This window comes from Streptomyces sp. NPDC017520 (assembly GCF_044329855.1).
Classification (GTDB): Bacteria; Actinomycetota; Actinomycetes; order Streptomycetales; family Streptomycetaceae; genus Streptomyces.
The window spans coordinates 109,581-126,202 of record NZ_JBIRKB010000011.1 but is presented as its reverse complement, the minus strand read 5'-3'; the positions used below and the strand labels follow the sequence as shown (position 1 = coordinate 126,202).

14 protein-coding genes are annotated in these 16,622 nt (G+C 73.7%); 4 read left to right on the top strand and 10 right to left on the bottom strand.

Translation table 11 applies throughout. The features are described from left to right. Positions 1–70: 70 nt before the first annotated feature. From ACH4KB_RS25725 to ACH4KB_RS25710, 4 genes are all read right to left on the bottom strand, one after another. Positions 71–1,186, bottom strand: a complete 1,116-nt coding sequence (locus ACH4KB_RS25725; protein ID WP_398068255.1) for an ADP-ribosylglycohydrolase family protein — start codon at positions 1,184–1,186, stop codon at positions 71–73. A gap of 160 nt (positions 1,187–1,346) precedes the next feature. Continuing rightward, on the bottom strand, positions 1,347–1,964 hold the full coding sequence (locus tag ACH4KB_RS25720) for a hypothetical protein (RefSeq protein WP_398068254.1): 618 nt from the start codon (positions 1,962–1,964) through the stop codon (positions 1,347–1,349). Positions 1,965–1,973: 9 nt separating this feature from the next. Then, a complete protein-coding gene (locus tag ACH4KB_RS25715; protein WP_398068253.1) occupies positions 1,974–4,385 on the bottom strand; it encodes a tetratricopeptide repeat protein in 2,412 nt (803 codons plus the stop codon). A gap of 321 nt (positions 4,386–4,706) precedes the next feature. After that, complete coding sequence (locus ACH4KB_RS25710; RefSeq protein ID WP_398068252.1) at positions 4,707–5,504, bottom strand: SDR family NAD(P)-dependent oxidoreductase; 798 nt, start codon at positions 5,502–5,504, stop codon at positions 4,707–4,709. Positions 5,505–5,563: 59 nt separating this feature from the next. Here ACH4KB_RS25710 and ACH4KB_RS25705 point away from each other — a divergent pair, with 59 nt between their 5' ends. From ACH4KB_RS25705 to griH, 4 genes are all read left to right on the top strand, one after another. Beyond that, positions 5,564–5,938 (top strand): MerR family transcriptional regulator, encoded by a 375-nt coding sequence (locus tag ACH4KB_RS25705; RefSeq protein WP_398068251.1) that lies wholly within the window; start codon positions 5,564–5,566, stop codon positions 5,936–5,938. 158 nt (positions 5,939–6,096) lie between these two features. Further along, the gene (locus tag ACH4KB_RS25700) at positions 6,097–7,383 is read left to right on the top strand and encodes an aspartate kinase (protein WP_398068250.1); all 1,287 of its coding nucleotides are present in this window, start codon (positions 6,097–6,099) and stop codon (positions 7,381–7,383) included. Positions 7,384–7,439: 56 nt separating this feature from the next. Next, positions 7,440–8,264: a 2-amino-4,5-dihydroxy-6-oxo-7-(phosphonooxy)heptanoate synthase gene (gene griI, locus ACH4KB_RS25695; protein WP_398068249.1), complete on the top strand. Its 825-nt coding sequence runs from the start codon at positions 7,440–7,442 to the stop codon at positions 8,262–8,264. A gap of 105 nt (positions 8,265–8,369) precedes the next feature. Continuing rightward, positions 8,370–9,542: a 3-amino-4-hydroxybenzoic acid synthase gene (gene griH / locus ACH4KB_RS25690; protein ID WP_398068248.1), complete on the top strand. Its 1,173-nt coding sequence runs from the start codon at positions 8,370–8,372 to the stop codon at positions 9,540–9,542. On the opposite strand, the gene ACH4KB_RS25685 is transcribed toward griH, so the two are convergent. The 6 genes from ACH4KB_RS25685 to ACH4KB_RS25660 all read right to left on the bottom strand — a co-directional run bounded on the left by ACH4KB_RS25685 (position 9,517) and on the right by ACH4KB_RS25660 (position 16,520). Then, a complete protein-coding gene (locus ACH4KB_RS25685; protein ID WP_398068247.1) occupies positions 9,517–10,875 on the bottom strand; it encodes an MFS transporter in 1,359 nt (452 codons plus the stop codon). The two genes, griH and ACH4KB_RS25685, sit on opposite strands and share 26 nt — an antisense overlap. Positions 10,876–11,052: 177 nt before the next feature. Continuing rightward, positions 11,053–11,973: a grixazone synthase gene (griF, locus tag ACH4KB_RS25680; protein WP_398068246.1), complete on the bottom strand. Its 921-nt coding sequence runs from the start codon at positions 11,971–11,973 to the stop codon at positions 11,053–11,055. Positions 11,974–12,012: 39 nt separating this feature from the next. After that, positions 12,013–12,399: a tyrosinase family oxidase copper chaperone gene (locus ACH4KB_RS25675; RefSeq protein WP_398068245.1), complete on the bottom strand. Its 387-nt coding sequence runs from the start codon at positions 12,397–12,399 to the stop codon at positions 12,013–12,015. Positions 12,400–12,454: 55 nt separating this feature from the next. Further along, positions 12,455–13,825 carry an aldehyde dehydrogenase family protein gene (locus ACH4KB_RS25670; RefSeq protein WP_398068244.1) on the bottom strand — a complete coding sequence of 457 codons (1,371 nt, stop codon included), beginning with the start codon at positions 13,823–13,825 and terminating at the stop codon, positions 12,455–12,457. After that, complete coding sequence (locus ACH4KB_RS25665; RefSeq protein ID WP_398068243.1) at positions 13,825–14,883, bottom strand: phenazine biosynthesis protein; 1,059 nt, start codon at positions 14,881–14,883, stop codon at positions 13,825–13,827. The genes ACH4KB_RS25670 and ACH4KB_RS25665 overlap by 1 nt, the downstream gene beginning before the upstream one ends. A 284-nt stretch (positions 14,884–15,167) precedes the next feature. Then, positions 15,168–16,520: an MFS transporter gene (locus ACH4KB_RS25660; protein ID WP_398068242.1), complete on the bottom strand. Its 1,353-nt coding sequence runs from the start codon at positions 16,518–16,520 to the stop codon at positions 15,168–15,170. Positions 16,521–16,622: the final 102 nt, after the last annotated feature.

The window sequence follows — 16,622 nt, the reverse complement described above, 5'->3', positions numbered from 1 at the left end:
CCTCGGCCGCGCGGATAGGCCGCCCCGCCCCGCCCCTCAGCCGCGCGGGTAGGCCGGCCCGCCCGGCCCCTCAGCCGCGCGGGTAGCGGGCCAGCCAGCCCGGGGCGACGGCGGCCGGACTGTGCAGGGCGGGGCCCTGGGTCATCTCCATCGCGAAGTCGTCGGCCAGTTCGAGGAGCGTGGCCCGCCCCTCCAGCTCCGCGAGCCAGGCCGGCGGCAGCGCGGTCTCGCCGTGCAGCGCCCCGAGCAGCGCCCCGCAGACCGACCCGGTGGCACGGGAGGGGCCACTGTGGTTCACCGCGAGCCGCAGCCCGTGCCGCACGTCCTCGCTGACCAGCGCGCAGTACACGGCGACGGCGAGGACCTCCTCCGCGGCGTCGCTCGCGCCCAGCGCCTCGATCAGGGCCGGGCCCGGGATGCCCTGCCGCACGGAGCCGAGGGCCTGCCGCAGGGCCTCGGTCACCGGCTCGTGGCCGGGGCGCTCGGCGAGCAGGGCCAGCACGTTCTGCACGGCACCGTCCAGGCTCTCGCCCCGCGCGAGACCGTGCACCAGCAGGGCGAAGGCTCCGGCGGCCAGCTGGGCGGCGGGGTGCCCGTGGGACTGGGCCGCGCACTCGACGGCCAGCTGGAGCACGAGCCCCGGCTCCCAGCCCACGAGGAGCCCGAACGGCGCGGACCGGGTGAGGGCGCCCGCGTCCCGGGCGGTGGGGTTCTTCGGCCGGTCGAGGGTGCCCATGACGGGGTCGCCGAAACCGCCCAGGCATTCCCGGGCCGGCTCGCGGCGGGCGTAGAGCCACTCCTCGGCGGCCAGCCAGCCGTTGTCCTCGCGCCGCTCGTCGGGCCCCCAGTCGTGCTGGGTCGCGGCCCACCGCAGATGGGCCCGGTGCACATCGGTGGGCGGGTGCCAGGCCCCGGTGTCGCGGCGGACCTGGGCGCGGATCAGCCCGTCGACGGTGAACAGGGTGAGCTGGGTGAGGGCGGTGACGGCGCCGCGTCTGCCGTGCGCGGGGACATAGTCGACGACCCCCTCGACGCCGTGGGCGGCGCGGATCTCCTCCAGCACCAGCCCGCTGACCCCGGCCCCGAGCGCGTCCCCGACGGCTCCGCCGAGCAGCGCCCCGCGGACCCGGCTGCGGAAGTCCTGCTGCTCGGCCCGGCCCCACACCGCCGTGGTCCCTGTGCTCACCCCGCACCCTCCCCGTCGCCACGTACCCGCCCGCGCGGGCCTCTGCGGGCGACCGCGCAAGCACTGTAATCGAACGGGAACGGTCGGTAGAGGGGGCGATCTGGGTACGTACGGGTATGTCGACGGACGTCCCGCAGGTCGTTTTTGACCGGTGCGGGGATCAGCGACCGGGCCCCACCTGGGCCGCCAGGGCCGACAGCACGGCATCGGCCAGCTCCTCGACCGTACGTCCACCGCCCGTGTCGACCCGGGACAGCCCCAGCGCCGCCACGGCGTCCAGCATCCGCGCCTGATAGCGGACGGTACGGGTCAGGAACCGGTCCATGAGGTGCCGTTCCGCGTCCGTCGCCTCCTCGTAGCGTCCCGCCGACCGCACCCGGTCGCGTACGACCGTGTCGTCGGCGGTGAGCCATACGGCGGCCGTACGGGGAACCGTCAGCCTGGCGACCCACGTGGGCCAGAGCGCCGAGCCCTCCAGGACCAGGCCGGGGGCCCCGGCCCCCGCACGGTCGGTGATCAGCTCCTCGACACGCGGCCAGAGCCGTTCGTAGTGGTCGAGGACCGAGGCGAGGAGTTCGTCGGTCGTCAAGGTCCCGTAGTGCTCGGCGACGTGCGGCGGCACCTCGTGCTCCGGAGTCCGCCAGGGCCGTCCCGGGTGCCGGGCCAGGCCGTCCGTGGAGCGGTGCTCGAATCCGAGCCGCTCCGCCACCGCCTCGGCGACCGTCGTCTTCCCGGTGTTCGAGGTCCCGCCGATCAGCACCACCCGCACATCGCGCATCCCCCGACCCTACGACCCGGCCGCCGCCCCCAGCCGCTCCCGCTGCGCCCGCGCCCACGCGTAGTCCGGGTCCAGCTCCAGCGCCCGGTCGAGGTCCGCCAGCGCCTCCGGGATCCGGCCGAGCGCCTCCAGCGCGAGGGCCCTGCTGCCGTGCGCCCAGGCGTAGTCGGGGTCCAGGGCCACGGCCCGGTCGTAGCAGGCGACGGCCTCCCCGGGCCGGCCCGTCGACCGGTACACCTCGCCCCGCTCCCCCTCCGTTCCGGCCAGGCCGGGGGACAGCTCCTCGGCCCGGTCCAGGTCGGCGAGGGCTCCCACCGGGTCGCCCAGGACGGTGCGGACCCGGGCCCGCCTCACCAGCGCCCAGGCGTACTCCGGCCACAGCGCGATCGCCCGGTCGAAGTCGTCGAGCGCCTCCTCGTGCCGGCCCAGCGCATGGCGGACCAGGCCCCGGCTGCCCAGTGGCACGGCGTCGGACGGGTCGAGGGCGTGCGCCCGGTCCAGGACGCGCAGGGCCTCCTCCAGGCGGCCCATCCGCCGGTAGGTCTCCCCCCGTTCGCGCACCGCCCAGGCCCAGGCGGGCGCGATCTCCTCGGCCCGGTCCAGATCGGCGAGGGCCTCCTCGTAGCGGCCGAGCGAGCGCAGGATCACCGCCCGGCCCTGGTGGGCGCGTTCGCTGCGCGGGTCCACGGCGATCGCCCGCCCGTGGTCGGACAGCGCGGCCTCCAGCTCCCCGGCGCGGAAGCGGTGCCAGGCGCGCACCACGAGGGCGGCGGCCCGGTCCGTGTCGGTCAGCTCGGCCCGGGTCAGGAGGAGGCCCAGGGCGGCGGTGGGCCGGGGGCCGTGGTCCGTTATGGCGGCCAGCAGGTCCCGGCCCCAGTCGCGCAGTACGGCGTCGTCGGCGTCCTCGCCCGCCTCAGCGAGGGTCCGGGCCCAGTGGCGGGCGCGGGACGGGGCCTGCCCGCACAGCTCGATCCCGGCGCGCAGGGCCTCCGGCAGCGCGGCGCGGGGGCGGGCGCAGAGCCGGTGGTAGAGCACGTCCAGGGCCGCCCGGCGCCAGGGCTGCTCGGCCCAGAGGCGCTCCGGGTCGATGCCCTCGGCCGCCGCGTCCCGCCGGGCGACGAAGGCTTCGGCCAGCCGGTCGTGCGCCGCCTTCCACCGTCGCGGCGACCCGGTGCGCTGGAGGCGGAGCATCGGAGCCCGGACGACGGTGTGGTAGCGGGAGTGGCCTGAGTGCCGCTCGGCGACGAACGGCAGCTCGTGCAGCCAGTCGTAGAGATCGGGCACGGCGTGCGTCCCGTTCCTCGGTGCGGCCACGGCGACGGCGACCAGGTCCTCGTCGAACCGGCGCGGCAGCGCGCAGGCGAGTGCCGCCGCCCGGCGGGCCGGGTCGCTCTCCCCCGCCAGGAAGCGTTCGACGGCGGTGGCGTTCGCCTCCCCGGCCGCCCCCGGGTTGGCGGCGAGCGTGGAGACCAGGACGGGCAGTCCGCCGGAGAGCCGCAGCACCTCCCGTACGACGGACTCCGTCACCACCCCGCGCTCGTGCAGGAGTTGGCGCGACTCGGCCTCCGTGAACGGGCCGAGCGGTACGTCGGCGACCAGCCGGCTCCGGTCGCCCCAGTGCACGGGGTCGAGGCGTCGCTGGCCGGCCAGGGTGAGCACGAGGTTGGCGGGCAGGTCGCCGTACCGGCCGGGCGTCAGCAGGTCCGCCAGCCACCGGTCCAGCTGGGGTGCGGTGCGCTCGTAGGTGTCCAGGAAGAGGGCGATCCAGGGCACGGTGTCCGCGACCCGGTCCAGCTCGGCGACGAAGACCGGGGTGAGGACCCGCACCGGTTCCGCCAGCAGCAGGGCCTCCTCCTGTTGCCGGGCCCGGCCCCCGAAGACCGCCCGCAGTCCGCCCGCGCCCCGCGCCACGACCGCTGGGTCGATGCCTCCGGCGAGCGCCCCGACGACGGGTATCGCCCCGGCCGCGATCAGCCCGGCCTGCGCGGCGGCGAGCGCCCCGGGGGAAGGGGCCCCGCCCGGCGTCTCGCTGTCCGCCGCGAGCCGGCCGGCCGCGTCGTGGCGCGCGCGGCGGTAGGTGGCGAGCAGCCGGTCCAGCGCCTTGAGCGGGTGCCCCTGCTCGGCGAACTGCGCGGCGAAGTCGGCGAGTACGTCGGGTACGGAGTCGGCGCTCTCGTCGACCGATGCGGTCAGCGCGCCGAACTCCCCCGCCGCCTCGCGCCATTCCCGTACGAGCGAGGTCTTGCCGACCCCGGCGTTGCCCCGCACGTGGAAGACGAACCGGTGCCGGGGGTCCTCGGGCGGCCGCGTGAAGTTGGCCCGGTACAGGTCAAGTTCGGCCTCCCGCCCGACGAAGGCGGCGCGGCGCTGCCCTTCGACGATCTGCTGGAGGGAGAGGCGGCGGGGGGTCGGCGGATGCATGGGGCCAGTCTGTCAGCGGACCCGGCGGGCCGGGGGCCGGCGGGCCAGTCTGTCAGCGGACCCGGCGAGCCGGGGGGCCGGCGGGCCGGGAGCCGGGCAGCCAGGAGCCGGCGGCCGTACGGGGGCCACACAGCCAGGAGCCGGGCCGGCCGTGCGGGGGCCACACAGCCAGGAGCCGGGCCGGCCGTGCGGGGGCCACACAGCCAGGAGCCGGGCCGGCCGTGCGGGGGCCACGCAGCCAGGAGCCGGCGGCCGGGCGATCGGGAACCGGGTGGCCCGGTCCTGCCGCCCGTGACCCCGGCACCTACCGGCCCGGGTCCGTCAGACGCCGAGGCCCTGGCCGAACCCACCGTCCACGGTCAGTTCCACTCCGGTGGTGAAGGTGGCCTCGACCGCCAGGTACAACGCGGCGGCGGCGACCTCTTCGACGGTGCCGCCCCGGCCCATCGGCGTGGAGGCGTTGCCCTGTTCGACGAACTCGGCGCGCTGCTCCTCGGTCAGTTCGGCGACGCCCATGGTGGGGGTGAGGATGAAGCCGGGGGCGATCGCGTTGACGCGGATCCCCCGGGGGAGCAGCTCGGCGGCGAGCACCTTCGAGAAGGCGGCGACCGCTTCCTTCGCCGCGGAGTAGGCGCTGAGGCCGGGGAATATCTGGTCGTTGGAGACGGTGGTGAACACGATCGAACCGCCCTCGGCCATCAGCGGTGCCAGCCGCTGGACGGTGAAGAAGGCCCCCTTGGCGTTCACGTCGAAGATGCGGTCCCACGACTCCTCCGTGGCCTCGTCGAGCGTCTGGAACTCGGCGATGCCCTGATTCACGAACAGGAGGTCGATGTTTCCGAGGCGGTCGGCGACCTGGTCGCGGAGGGCGTCGATGGCCCCGGCGTCGGTGACGTCGGAGCGCACCGGGTGCGCCAGCGCGGTGCCGAGCGCCGCCTGCGCCTCGGCGAGCCGCCGGTCGCTGCGCCCGGTGTACATCACTTCGGCGCCGCGGTCGGTCAGCGCCCGGACGATGGCGCGGCCCATGCCGATGGTGCCGCCGGTGACGACCGCCTTCCGGCCGGCCAGGGCCTGCGGGTCGATGGTGGGACGGTGCTGGGTCTTGCGGTTCGTTGTCATGCCGGTGAAGCTAGACCTTGACATTGACGTCAGAGTCAATCTTCTGTGCCGGGAGTCACATGTTCATCGGCGAGCTGTCGAAGCGCACCGGTATCAGCACCAGGAGCCTGCGGTACTACGAGCAGCAGGGGTTGCTGCGACCGCGGCGACGGACCAGCGGCTACCGCGAGTTCAGCGAGCCCGACGTCGCCGCCGTACGCCGGATCCGGATCCTGCTCGCGGCCGGGCTCAACACCGACCTGATCCGGGAAGTGCTGCCCTGCATGGCCGAGGAGGGCGCCATCCTGGCGCCGACCTGCGAGGAAATGGCCCAGGACCTCAAGCGTGAACGCGAGCGCATGGGCCGTTCCATCGAACAGCTCCAGGCCGCCCACACCATGCTCGGCTCGATCATCCACGCGGGCGAGGCGATCACCGGCGGCCGACGCGCCTGAGCCACCGGCCCCGGGCCGGCCCCCGCCCCGTCCGCCCTGTCCTGATACGCGCGCAATAGCCCGCCGGTGCGACGGAGACACGGCGTCGATATCCCCCTCCTGGAAGCTCGTCGCAGTGCTCGGGAAGCCGGGCCCGACAAGGCGGGGGGAAGCAGCGCGTGACTACGCAGGGCAGCCGTCCCACGGGCGGCGACGTGGTGGTCCAGAAGTACGGCGGCAGTTCGCTCGCCACCGTGTCCCAGGTACGTCAGGTCGCCGACCGGGTCGGCGCGCTCGCCCGCTCCGGACGGCGCGTCGTCGTCGTGGTCTCCGCACAGGGCGACACCACCGACGAGCTGGTCGGCCGGGCCGACGCGGTCAACCCGCACCCGGCGGGCCACGAACTCGACCAGTTGCTCGCCACCGGCGAGACCGCCTCAGCGGCGCTCATGGCGATGGCCCTCCAGCGGGGCGGCCTGGCCGCGACCGCGCTGTCCGGCTCCCGGAGCGGCGTTCTCGCCACCGGACCGCACGGCGCGGGAGTCATCGTCGCGGTCGACACCGACCAACTGCACACGCTCCTGGACGCCGGGCGGACCGTGGTGCTCGCCGGCTTCCAGGGCGTCACCGCCGACGGCGACATCATCACGCTCGGCCGCGGCGGATCCGACACCACGGCCGTCGCGGTCGCGGCCGAACTGCGGTCCGGCCACTGCGAGATCTACAGCGACGTACCCGGCGTGTTCACCGCGGACCCGCGGGTCGTCACCGACGCCCGGCTCATGCCCGACGTCGACATCGACGTGATGACCGAGATGGCCTTCGCCGGAGCCCGGGTCATGCACGCGCGGGCCGTCGAACTGGCCGCCCTCTACGACGTCGACATCCTCGTGGGCCGATCGACGGCCGCGCGGACCGGCACCCGTATCCATCGACGAGACGGAAACGACATGCTTGAGGACAGGACCGCGGTGATGGCCGTCGTCCACGACGCCGACGTCGCCCGGATCACCCTGCGCACCCACGACACCCCCGACCCCTCCGCCGCCGTCTTCCGGTTCCTGGCGAAGGAGTCCATTCCCGCCGACATGACCACGGTCTCCTCCGCGCCCGGCGGCGGCTTCTCCCTCGGCCTCACGGTGCACCGCTCGCACGCGGCGGACGTCAGCCGGTCGTTCAGCGATCTCATGGCCCCGCACCGGCACGGAGTCGAGGTCGAGGACCAGGTCGCCAAGGTCTCGATCGTCGGTCAGGGACTGCTCAGCCGACCCGAGTACGCGTCCCGGATGCTGGCCTCACTCGTCGGCTCCGGCATCAGCGCCCGGTCACTGTCCGCGTCCCAGCTGCGGGTCTCGGTGACGGTTCCCCGCTCCGAGGCGGTCCGCGCGGTCGGCCTGCTGCACAGCGAGTTCGGCCTCGGCGCCGAAGCGGGCGCGGTCCCCGCCAGCCTCACTCCCCGGCCCTGATCCCGGCCGGAAAACCCTCCGCCGACGCTCTCCGGCGACACCCGACAGGAGCACCGATGGCCCCGAACGCGCCCTTCGCCAGGAGTCTGCGACTCCAACGGCTCCATCACCACGACCCCGAGCGGCTGTTCATCGTCCCGCTCGACCACTCGATCACCGACGGCCCGCTGACCCGCGCCCACCGCCTCGACGCGCTCGTCGGCGAACTGGCGTCGCACCACGTCGACGGGATCGTCCTGCACAAGGGCTCGCTGCGTCATGTGGACCCGGAGTGGTTCACGCGGACCTCGCTGATCGTGCACCTCAGCGCCAGCACCGTGCACGCACCCGACCCGAACGCCAAGTACCTGGTGTCGAGCGTCGAGGAGAGCCTGCGCATGGGCGCGGACGCGGTGAGCGTCCACGTCAATCTCGGCTCCGACGAGGAACGCCACCAGATCGCGGACATGGCGGCGGTCGCGGAGGCCTGCGACCGCTGGAACGTACCGCTGCTGGCGATGATGTATCCGCGCGGCCCCAAGATCGACAACCCGCGCGATCCGGCGCTCGTCGCCCACGCCGTCCAGGTGGCCGTCGATCTCGGCGCCGACCTGGTCAAGACCCTGTACGTCGGATCGGTCGCGGCGATGGCCGAGATCACCGCGTCCTCGCCGGTTCCGGTCGTGGTGGTCGGCGGACCGCGCGACAGCGACGAGAGCCGGACCCTCGCCTACGTCGACGACGCGCTGCGCGGCGGCGCGGCCGGTGTCGCCATGGGCCGCAACGTCTTCCAGGCCCATGATCCCGGCGCGATGGCGGACAAGCTCTCCGACCTCATCCACAACAGCGGCGACAGGGGCGCGGTCCGGGCTCCGGCCGGCGCGGCGCCCGGAGCCGCTTGATCCGGCCGGCGCCATGAGCCGCTTGATCCGGCCGGCGTCCACACCCTGTTCCGCACCACGAGTCCCCGCCCTGTTCACGTCCCATCGCTACTGAGGAGTTCTTCCATGTCTTCGTCTCCTGCTTCGACCTCGACCTCGACCTCGACTTCGTCCTCGACCTCGGCTTCGTCCTCGAAACTGACCTGGCTCGACATCCGCTCGGTGGGTGAGGCCCGTGCCGCCATCGTCCAGGAAGCTCTGCACCACCGGGTGGAGGCGCTGGTCGCCGACGACCCCGCCCACCTCGCGGGCCTGCCGCCCACCGTGACCAAGGTCCTGCTCGTCCTGGGGAAGCAGATCCCGGAGGAGTTCGGCGAGGCGACGGTCGTCGTCGTCGACCCGTCGCAGCACGGTGTGACCCCCGCCGAACTGGCCATCAAGCACCCGGAGATCGAGTTCGGGCGGTTCGTGGAGATCATCGACGCGCCGACGCTGGAGGACGCCTGCGAGTCCTCGCGGACCGAGAAGTGGTCCGTCCTGCTGTTCCGCGACCCGACCAAGATCCCGCTGGAGATCGTGATCGCCGCCGCCGCGCGCGCCACCGGTTCGATGGTGACCATCGCGCAGGACCTGGAGGAGGCGGAGATCCTCTTCGGCGTGCTGGAGCACGGCTCGGACGGCGTGATGATGGCTCCGAAGACGGTCGGCGACGCCGCCGAGCTGAAGCGGATCGCCGAGGCCGGCATTCCCAACCTCGACCTCACCGAGCTGCGCGTCGTGGAGACCAGCCACATCGGCATGGGCGAGCGGGCCTGCGTGGACACCACCACGCACTTCGGCGAGGACGAGGGCATCCTGGTCGGCTCGCACTCCAAGGGCATGATCCTCTGCGTCAGCGAGACCCACCCGCTGCCGTACATGCCGACCCGGCCGTTCCGCGTCAACGCCGGCGCCATCCACTCGTACACGCTGGGCAAGGACGAGCGCACCAACTACCTCAGCGAGCTGAAGACGGGCAGCAAGCTCACCGCCGTCGACATCAAGGGCAACACCCGGCTGGTGACCGTGGGCCGCGTGAAGATCGAGACCCGCCCGCTGATCTCCATCGACGCCGAGGCCCCGGACGGCCGGCGCGTCAACCTGATCCTCCAGGACGACTGGCACGTCCGGGTCCTCGGTCCCGGTGGCACGGTCCTCAACAGCACCGAGCTGAAGCCCGGCGACACGGTCCTCGGCTACCTGCCCGTCGAGGACCGTCACGTCGGCTACCCGATCAACGAGTTCTGCCTGGAGAAGTAGGTCCCACCCGGGAGCCCGTCTCCCGCCCGGCCCCGGCCGCGTCGCCCGGTTCCCTCCCGGCGGCGCGGCCGGCGTCCGTGCGGGTGCGGGCCGCCGCGACGAGGGGCACCAGGAACACGGTCACGGCTCCGAGGACTCCGCCGAGGGCGAAGACCAAAAACCCGCCGCTCCCCATCCCCCGGACGGCCAGCGCTCCGCCGAGCATCGGGCTGACGACCGCGCCGAGCCGCCCCACCCCGGTGACCCAGCCCAGGCCCGCGGCGCGGTCGGCGGCGGGGTAGAAGCGTCCGGCGACCGCGTAGACCATGGTGCTGGCGCTGAAGAGCCAGACGCCGGTGAAGGCGACGACCGCGTAGGTGAGGCCCAGCGAAGGGCCGGTGGCCAGCAGGGCCAGTCCGGCCGCCGTCAGCAGGAACCAGCAGGTCGCGACGGGGACCGCGCCGAACCGGTCGGCCACCCGTCCGGCGACCAGCATGCCGACGATGCCGCCCGCGTTGATGACCATGAGCAGGCCGACCGAGGTGGACAGGCCGTAGCCGGCGGAGCGCATCAGCTGCGGCAGCCAGGTGGAGATGCCGTACACGAGCAGCAGCCCGCAGAACGAGGCGGCCCACAGCAGCAGCGTCGCCAGGGCGCGGCCCGGCGCCACGAGGTCGCGGACCGCGCGCAGCCGGCCCGAGGCCCCGGCGGCCGGCGCGTCCTCGGCGGACGGCTCGGGAAGTCCGTACCGTTCGGCGGTCAACCGCGCCTGCTCGAACCGGCCGCGGGCGTACAGCACGCCCGGCGACTCCGGCAGATGGCGCAGCAGCAGCGGTACGGCGATGAGCGCGGGCAGCACGCCCGCCGCGAAGGGCCACCGCCAGCCGTGGTCCGGAGCGAGCGCGAGGCCCAGGCCCGTCGCCGCCATGCCGCCCGCGTGGTAGGCGGTCATCAGCACTCCGGTGGCCAGGGCCATCCGCCGCGGTGGGGAGAACTCCGCCACCACGGCCAGGCAGATCGGCATCAGGCCGCCGAGGCCGAGTCCGGCCAGGAACCGGCCGGCGCCGAACTGGAACGGGTCACCGGCCAGCGCGCAGACGCCCGATCCGGCGGAGAACAGCAGCACGCACCAGACCAGGACGGTGCGTCTGCCGATCCAGTCGGTGAGGTTGCCGGCGGTCAGCGCGCCGATCAGCATGCCGAAGGTGGTCCAGCTGCCGATCCGGCCGGCCGCCGCGGCGTCGAGCCCAAAGGCGGTGTCGTCGAGCATGTACGGCATGACGGCGCCGTAGACCGTGACGTCCAGGCCGTCGAAGAAGACGACGAGCCAGCACAGAGCGAGTACTGCGTACACGGAGTCTCTCCCGGTTCGGTTGGGTGCGGTGGAGGTGCGGGGCGGTGGGGGGGGTGGGGGGGCGGTGGGGCTTCGGTGCGGTGGGGCTTCGGTGCGGTGGGGTACGCAGAACGCGGCGGCGCCGGGCAGCGGTGATCCGCTGTCCGGCGCCGCCGCGTGGGGGCAGGGCGCGGGGCCCTACTGGTCGTAGGTGTAGAACTGCGTGTGGTCGAGCAGGTCCGCCGGCGTCTTCGTGTGCCAGGGCCCGAGCGGGGTGTTGATGTCGGGCACGTCCTGGGTCGGCACGGTCGGCAGGTAGTGCGGCACGTCCGGGTGGCGTGCCTGCCACAGGGCCCAGCAGCGGTCGATCATGCAGTGGTTGAGGAAGAACACCGGGTCGTTCGGCGAGCCGATGTACATCATGTGGCCGCCGGTCCACACGTGGGCGGCGCCGTGGAGCTTGCCGAGCTTCGGCTCCCAGGCGAACTTGGTGTAGCCCTCCAGGTGGTTGCGGAAGCTCTCGTACGGCGGTGTGCCGCCGGAGGTGTGGTTCCACGGCGGGCAGTCGTAGACCGTGAGGTCGAGCGTCTGCTCCAGCTCCTGCGGGGTCGGCAGGTCCGGGGTGAGGGTGCCGAAGTCCCGTACGAGGTAGTCACGGTCGTCGTGCGTGTAGTTGCCGTTCAGGGCCGGGTCCTCCGGGCCCTCCGGGATGACGCTGATGTTGAGCTTCCAGCCGTTGCGGCGGGCGAAGGGCCCGGTCATGACGCGGCGGTCGCCGGGCCGGCCGTTGCCGCCCATGAACTCCCCGGACCAGAGCGGCGAGTCCTCGCCGTGGTCGGTGGTCCAGTCCCAGTACGGCAGGGTGACGCGCGGGTCGACCTTCTGGAGGGCCTGTTCGAACTTCAGCAGGTACTGCCGGTGCCACGGCAGGAACCCCGGGTTGACGTGGCCGAGGCGCTTGCCGGTCTCCTTGTCGAGGTAGTCGGTGGAGTTGACCTGTATGTGGAGCTTGACGAACCGGTCGTAGATGCCTCGTCTCTTGATCTCCAGGACCGCGTTGACGAACCGGCGCTTCTCCTCGGCCGTCATGTTGAGGTGGTTCTTGCGTACGTGGACCATTGCTGGGCTTCCTTCGCTGCGGGGCCGGTTCCGGAGGTGTCAGAGGTGCGTGACGTGGGTGCCGTGGGTGGAGGGCTGGAGTGCGGCGCCGCGCAGTTCCTCGACGGCACGCCGGGCGGCGTGCAGCGGGGTGGGGGCCATCTCGTAGTGGCACATGGAGCTGAGGTAGGCGTCGTCGGCGAACTTCATGATGTGGAGCGGCCGGCCGTCGATGAAGACGCCGCCGCCTTCCGCCGGGGTGGCGACGCGTATGGACCGCCCGAGGTAGCGCTCGGTGTGCTCCTGGGCGGTGGCCTTCCCCGGTGCGGCGGCGGCCTCGGCGGCCTTCTCGCCGTCGCCGCCGCTCAGCAGGGGGACGGCGGCCGCGGCGGCGACGAGCGCCGCTCCGGTGGTGGCCGTGACCATTTCTCGCCTGTTCATGGGCATGCGGACTGCCTTTCTCAGGGTCTCGTGCGTTTCGGGGGGTGGTCGGCGGGAGACGTCAGCGCCGGGCGACGACGCCCTTGGGCTCCAGGAGGAACTGCGTGTAGTTGTCGTCGTGCGGGATTCCGGGCGTCGCGGTCCACGGCAGGACCCGTCCGCGCGTCACCTTGCGGACGCTCGGCTCCCGGACCGCGCTCTCCACCAGGTCCTCGCGGTCGGTGAGCAGGTTGAGGACGAGGGAGTCGCGGAGCGGCGCCACGCCGTCGGCCTCCGTCCACGGGGCCACCACGACGAACGGGAACGGCAGTTCCGTTCCGACCGCCGGGTGGTCGGCGCGGTCGGCGGAGAGGACGACCGGCCGCAGCAGGAACGAACCGTCGGCCAGCTCCACGACGGTCTCCGGCTCCCCGGCGCGGGCGCTGTGGTCCGTGAGCGAGGCCCGGAGGGCGGCGACCTGTTCGCGCAGCCGCTCGGCGCGGGCCCGGTTCACCACCAGGAGCGTCGCCGCCTCGTCGGTCGCCGGCAGCGAGGGAAGCCGCGCGAGCCGCTCCGCGAGCCGGTCGGCGACCTCCTCGACCGGTCCGGTGGTCAGGACCGCCGAGAGGTTGGTGCAGCGGGTGCCGCCGTCGAAGGAGGCGGAGAGCGCGAGGTGGTCGATGACGGCGTCGTCCGGAGCCCGGTCCAGGAGCGCCTTGGTCCGGCCGGGGCCCCGGACGGCCACCGATTCCCGCTGGTGCCAGGTGGCGACGGCGCTGTCGCCGCCGTAGATGATGCCCCGGTCGGCCTCCCGCAGCAGGTATTCGCCGACCTCGCGCGAGCACGGCAGGAACGCGGCCCTGGCGGGCGGCAGGCCCGCCTCGGTCAGCGCGGCGAGCAGCCGGGCCGGGGTGAACGGGTCCCGGCTGCCGGGCTTGACCAGCACGCTGTAGCCGTGGAACAGCGCCTGCGCCCAGGAGATGTTCGGCACGGGGTGGTTGCTCGCCATCACCGCGGCGAAGACCCTTCCGCGCGGCACCCAGCGGGTGTCGAAGCCGTCGCCGAAGCCGGTGGCGGGCAGTTCGGCGGCGGTGGTCGCCGGGAGGGCGCGCAGTTCGCCGGTCAGGTCGGCGACGGCCTGTTCGACAGCGGTGGCGGTGAGGCCGGTGGCGCGGCAGACGCGTCTCGCGTACTCCTGCGGGCTCTCGCCGTCCAGCGTCGCGGTGCCGAAGAGCCGGGCCGCTTCGGTGAACACCTCGAAGGCGGGCGGTCTGCCGTCCGCGTGGGCGCGGATCTCGTTGAGCGCGGCGACCGCGAGCAGCCGGGGCGCGGTCCCGATGTCGGCGAGGTCGCCGCCGAGGACGCTCGGCAGGCGGGTGCGGTCGGCGCTGGCGACGCGGCGACCGCAGACGCGCGGATCGAGGACGACGGCGGGGGGCGCGACCGTGCTCATCAGTAGACCCCTTCGATGATGGCCACGTCGTCGAGGCTGCGGTAGGTCTGCACATCGGCGAGACCGTCCACGGCGGAGCCGGCCACCGGCTCGACACGTATCGCGGTGTCCCGTTCCAGGACGTTCGGCAGGAACATCTCCTCCGAGACCAGGTGGAGGCGGACCCGGCCGCGTTCGCCGTAGGCCACCGGTTCGCCGTCCTCGTCCACGAGGTGGAGGCGCGTGGTCTCGGGGAACGGCTCGAAGACGCACGGGTGGGCGTCGCCGGGCCGGGCCGGCCGCTGCGGAGCCACGCCCATCAGGCTGTTGCCGTAGACGCCGACGACGCTCGCCGCCGGGAAGAAGACGTCGCCGAGCTGGGTCAGGCTCTCCCGGCTGATGGAGGTCCCGGCCCAGATGATCGCGCGGACCTTGGCGTGCACCAGCTCGTACAGGCGGGGCCTGGCGCAGATCGCCTCCAGGAGCGGCGGGGTGGTGTTGAGCACCGCGACCTCCTGGCTCTCCAGGATGGTCTCCGCCTGGTCCAGGAGGTGCTGGATGTACGCGTCGGCCTCCTCGCCGCGCCCCTGGGACAGGAGCCGCTTCACCCAGCGCGGGTCGAGGTCGACGGTGTAGAAGACGCCGCCGCCGAGCGCGGCGTAGCGGGCCGTGTCGAACCCGATGACGTGCGGGCCGCCGGGCCCCAGGTGCAGCCAGTTGCCGTCCGCGGGGACGCCGCTCGCGATCAGGCGTTCCCGCGCCCACTCGGTCACCTGCGACCGGTAGGCGCTGTCGACGATGCGCTTGGGCGATCCAGTGGTGCCGCCCGAGTCGTAGACCCGGAAGGGACGCGTCGACAGCCCCCGCGGGATCAGGTCCTGGGCCGGTACGGAACGGAGTTCGGCGCTGACGTCCGGGAAGCGGGTCAGGTCGGCCAGGCCCTGGACGTCGGCGACGGGATCGAACCCGAGCCCGTCCAGCTTTCCCAGCCAGAACGGCGAGCCGGTCTCCGCACCGAAGTGCCATGCCATCAACTTCACTACGTGACTGTCGAATTCGGGATCATCGATGAGGCTCATGTCGGTCTTCCGCTCTCCTGATCACGGGGCAAGGGCGGTACGGCACCCATCGTGCTGGCGAGGCCTATCGGCCACGTATCGCCTGTGCGTCGTGGAACGCGTCCGCCCGCGCGGCACCGTTCTGCGGTGCCGCGCGGGCGGACGGATCGGTGCGGGCGGACGGATCGGTGCGGGCGGACGGTCCGGCGCGGGCGGACGGTCCGGCGCGGACGGACGGTCCGGCGCGGACGGACGGTCCGGCGCGGACGGACGGTCCGGTGAGGCGCGTGAGGGGCCCTGGGGCGTCAGGGTGTGCGCCGGCCCAGGGTGAAGGCGACCAGGGCGGCGATCAGCGGGAAGAGCGCCACCACGCCGAGGGCCGTGGAGAGCGACATCGACTTCGCCAGCGCGCCCGCGGTGGCGCTGCCGACGCCGCCGCCGACGAAGAACGTGAGGTTGAGCAGCCCCATCGCACCGCCGCGCCGGGCCGGTTCGATGTGTCCCGACATCAGTGCGGTGGTGAAGACCTGGGTGACGGAGAACGCGGAGAAGCCGAGCGAGGCGCCGAGGATCAGCAGCAGCACACCGGAGCCGGTCAGCGCGCCGGCGAGGGCCGCGGCGAAGGCGAGCGAGACCGCGGCGAGGAGCCGGTTGCCGTGGTCGCCCGCGGTGAGCCGGCCGGCCAGCCTGGAGAGCACCGCGCCGACGACCGCGCCGGGCAGCAGCCAGACGCCGACGGACAGGACGCTCCAGCCGTGGTCGCTGACGAGGAGCTGCGGTACGGCGTACATCGCGGCGAACAGGCCCCCGTACACGCCGATGCCGATGACGGCGGCCTTCAGGAAGACGCGGTCCGTGACGAGCGCGCGCGGCACGAAGGAGGTGTCGCTGCCGCGGGTACGCCAGGTGAGTCCGGCGGCCGACAGGACCAGTACGGCGGCGGTGGCGATCACCAGCGGGGTGCTCAGGGCGAGCGCGGAGGACTGGATCAGCACGAGGAACGACATGGCGGTGAGCGTCAGCAGGGCGGCGCCCGGCAGGTCCATCGAGCGGCCGGAGTTCTTGCGCGCCGGCGCCCCGGCCAGGCACAGCGGAACGATGAGCAGGGAGAGCGCGGGCAGGACCAGGGCGATCCGCCAGGTCACCCACTCGGTGAAGACACCGCCCGCCAGGGTGGCGCTGGCGGAGAAGATCGCCATCGTGGCCCCGAATCCGGCGAAGACCTGGGGCCGCCGGTCCGGCGGCACCGAGGCGGTGAGCGCCATGGCACAGGCCGCCATGGCGCCGGAGCCGGCGGCCTGGACGAAGCGCCCGGCGACCAGGACGCCGAGGTTGGGCGCGACGAGGCAGATGACCGCGCCGACCGCGAGCGCCAGCGAGCCGAGCAGCAGGGCGGCACGCACGCCCCGGGTGTCGGCGAGGCGGCCGAACAGCGCGGTGCCGACGCCGAGGGCGAGCGCGTGGGCCGTCAGGACCCAGGCCGTGGCGGTGGACGAGGCGTCGAGCGAGGACGCCACGTCGGGCAGGGCGACGCCGGCGGCGGTGACGCCGAAGACGACCGGGCCGAACAGGGCGCCGTAGCGCAGCCCGTCCGAGCGGGCCCCCGGGGAGGAGACGGTGCCTGTGGCCGCGGTCGACGCGGCCTCGTGCGTGGTCATGATGGGCTCCAAGGATTGACGAGAACCTGTCGCATCGCCGGCGGCTCGGCCGCCCCGGTCCACCGGAGCGCGAGGGCCCGCTCGGCGATGCGGGCGCGGGCG

Excerpts from the sequence above, each read along its gene's own strand:
- ACH4KB_RS25720 (WP_398068254.1), bottom strand. The coding sequence starts at position 1,964 with ATGCGCGATGTGCGGGTGGTGCTGATCGGCGGGACCTCGAACACCGGG.
- ACH4KB_RS25715 (WP_398068253.1), bottom strand. The coding sequence starts at position 4,385 with ATGCATCCGCCGACCCCCCGCCGCCTCTCCCTCCAGCAGATCGTCGAA.
- ACH4KB_RS25710 (WP_398068252.1), bottom strand. The coding sequence starts at position 5,504 with ATGACAACGAACCGCAAGACCCAGCACCGTCCCACCATCGACCCGCAG.
- ACH4KB_RS25705 (WP_398068251.1), top strand. The coding sequence starts at position 5,564 with ATGTTCATCGGCGAGCTGTCGAAGCGCACCGGTATCAGCACCAGGAGC.
- griI (WP_398068249.1), top strand. The coding sequence starts at position 7,440 with ATGGCCCCGAACGCGCCCTTCGCCAGGAGTCTGCGACTCCAACGGCTC.
- griH (WP_398068248.1), top strand. The coding sequence starts at position 8,370 with ATGTCTTCGTCTCCTGCTTCGACCTCGACCTCGACCTCGACTTCGTCC.
- griF (WP_398068246.1), bottom strand. The coding sequence starts at position 11,973 with ATGGTCCACGTACGCAAGAACCACCTCAACATGACGGCCGAGGAGAAG.
- ACH4KB_RS25675 (WP_398068245.1), bottom strand. The coding sequence starts at position 12,399 with ATGCCCATGAACAGGCGAGAAATGGTCACGGCCACCACCGGAGCGGCG.
- ACH4KB_RS25670 (WP_398068244.1), bottom strand. The coding sequence starts at position 13,825 with ATGAGCACGGTCGCGCCCCCCGCCGTCGTCCTCGATCCGCGCGTCTGC.
- ACH4KB_RS25665 (WP_398068243.1), bottom strand. The coding sequence starts at position 14,883 with ATGAGCCTCATCGATGATCCCGAATTCGACAGTCACGTAGTGAAGTTG.
- ACH4KB_RS25660 (WP_398068242.1), bottom strand. The coding sequence starts at position 16,520 with ATGACCACGCACGAGGCCGCGTCGACCGCGGCCACAGGCACCGTCTCC.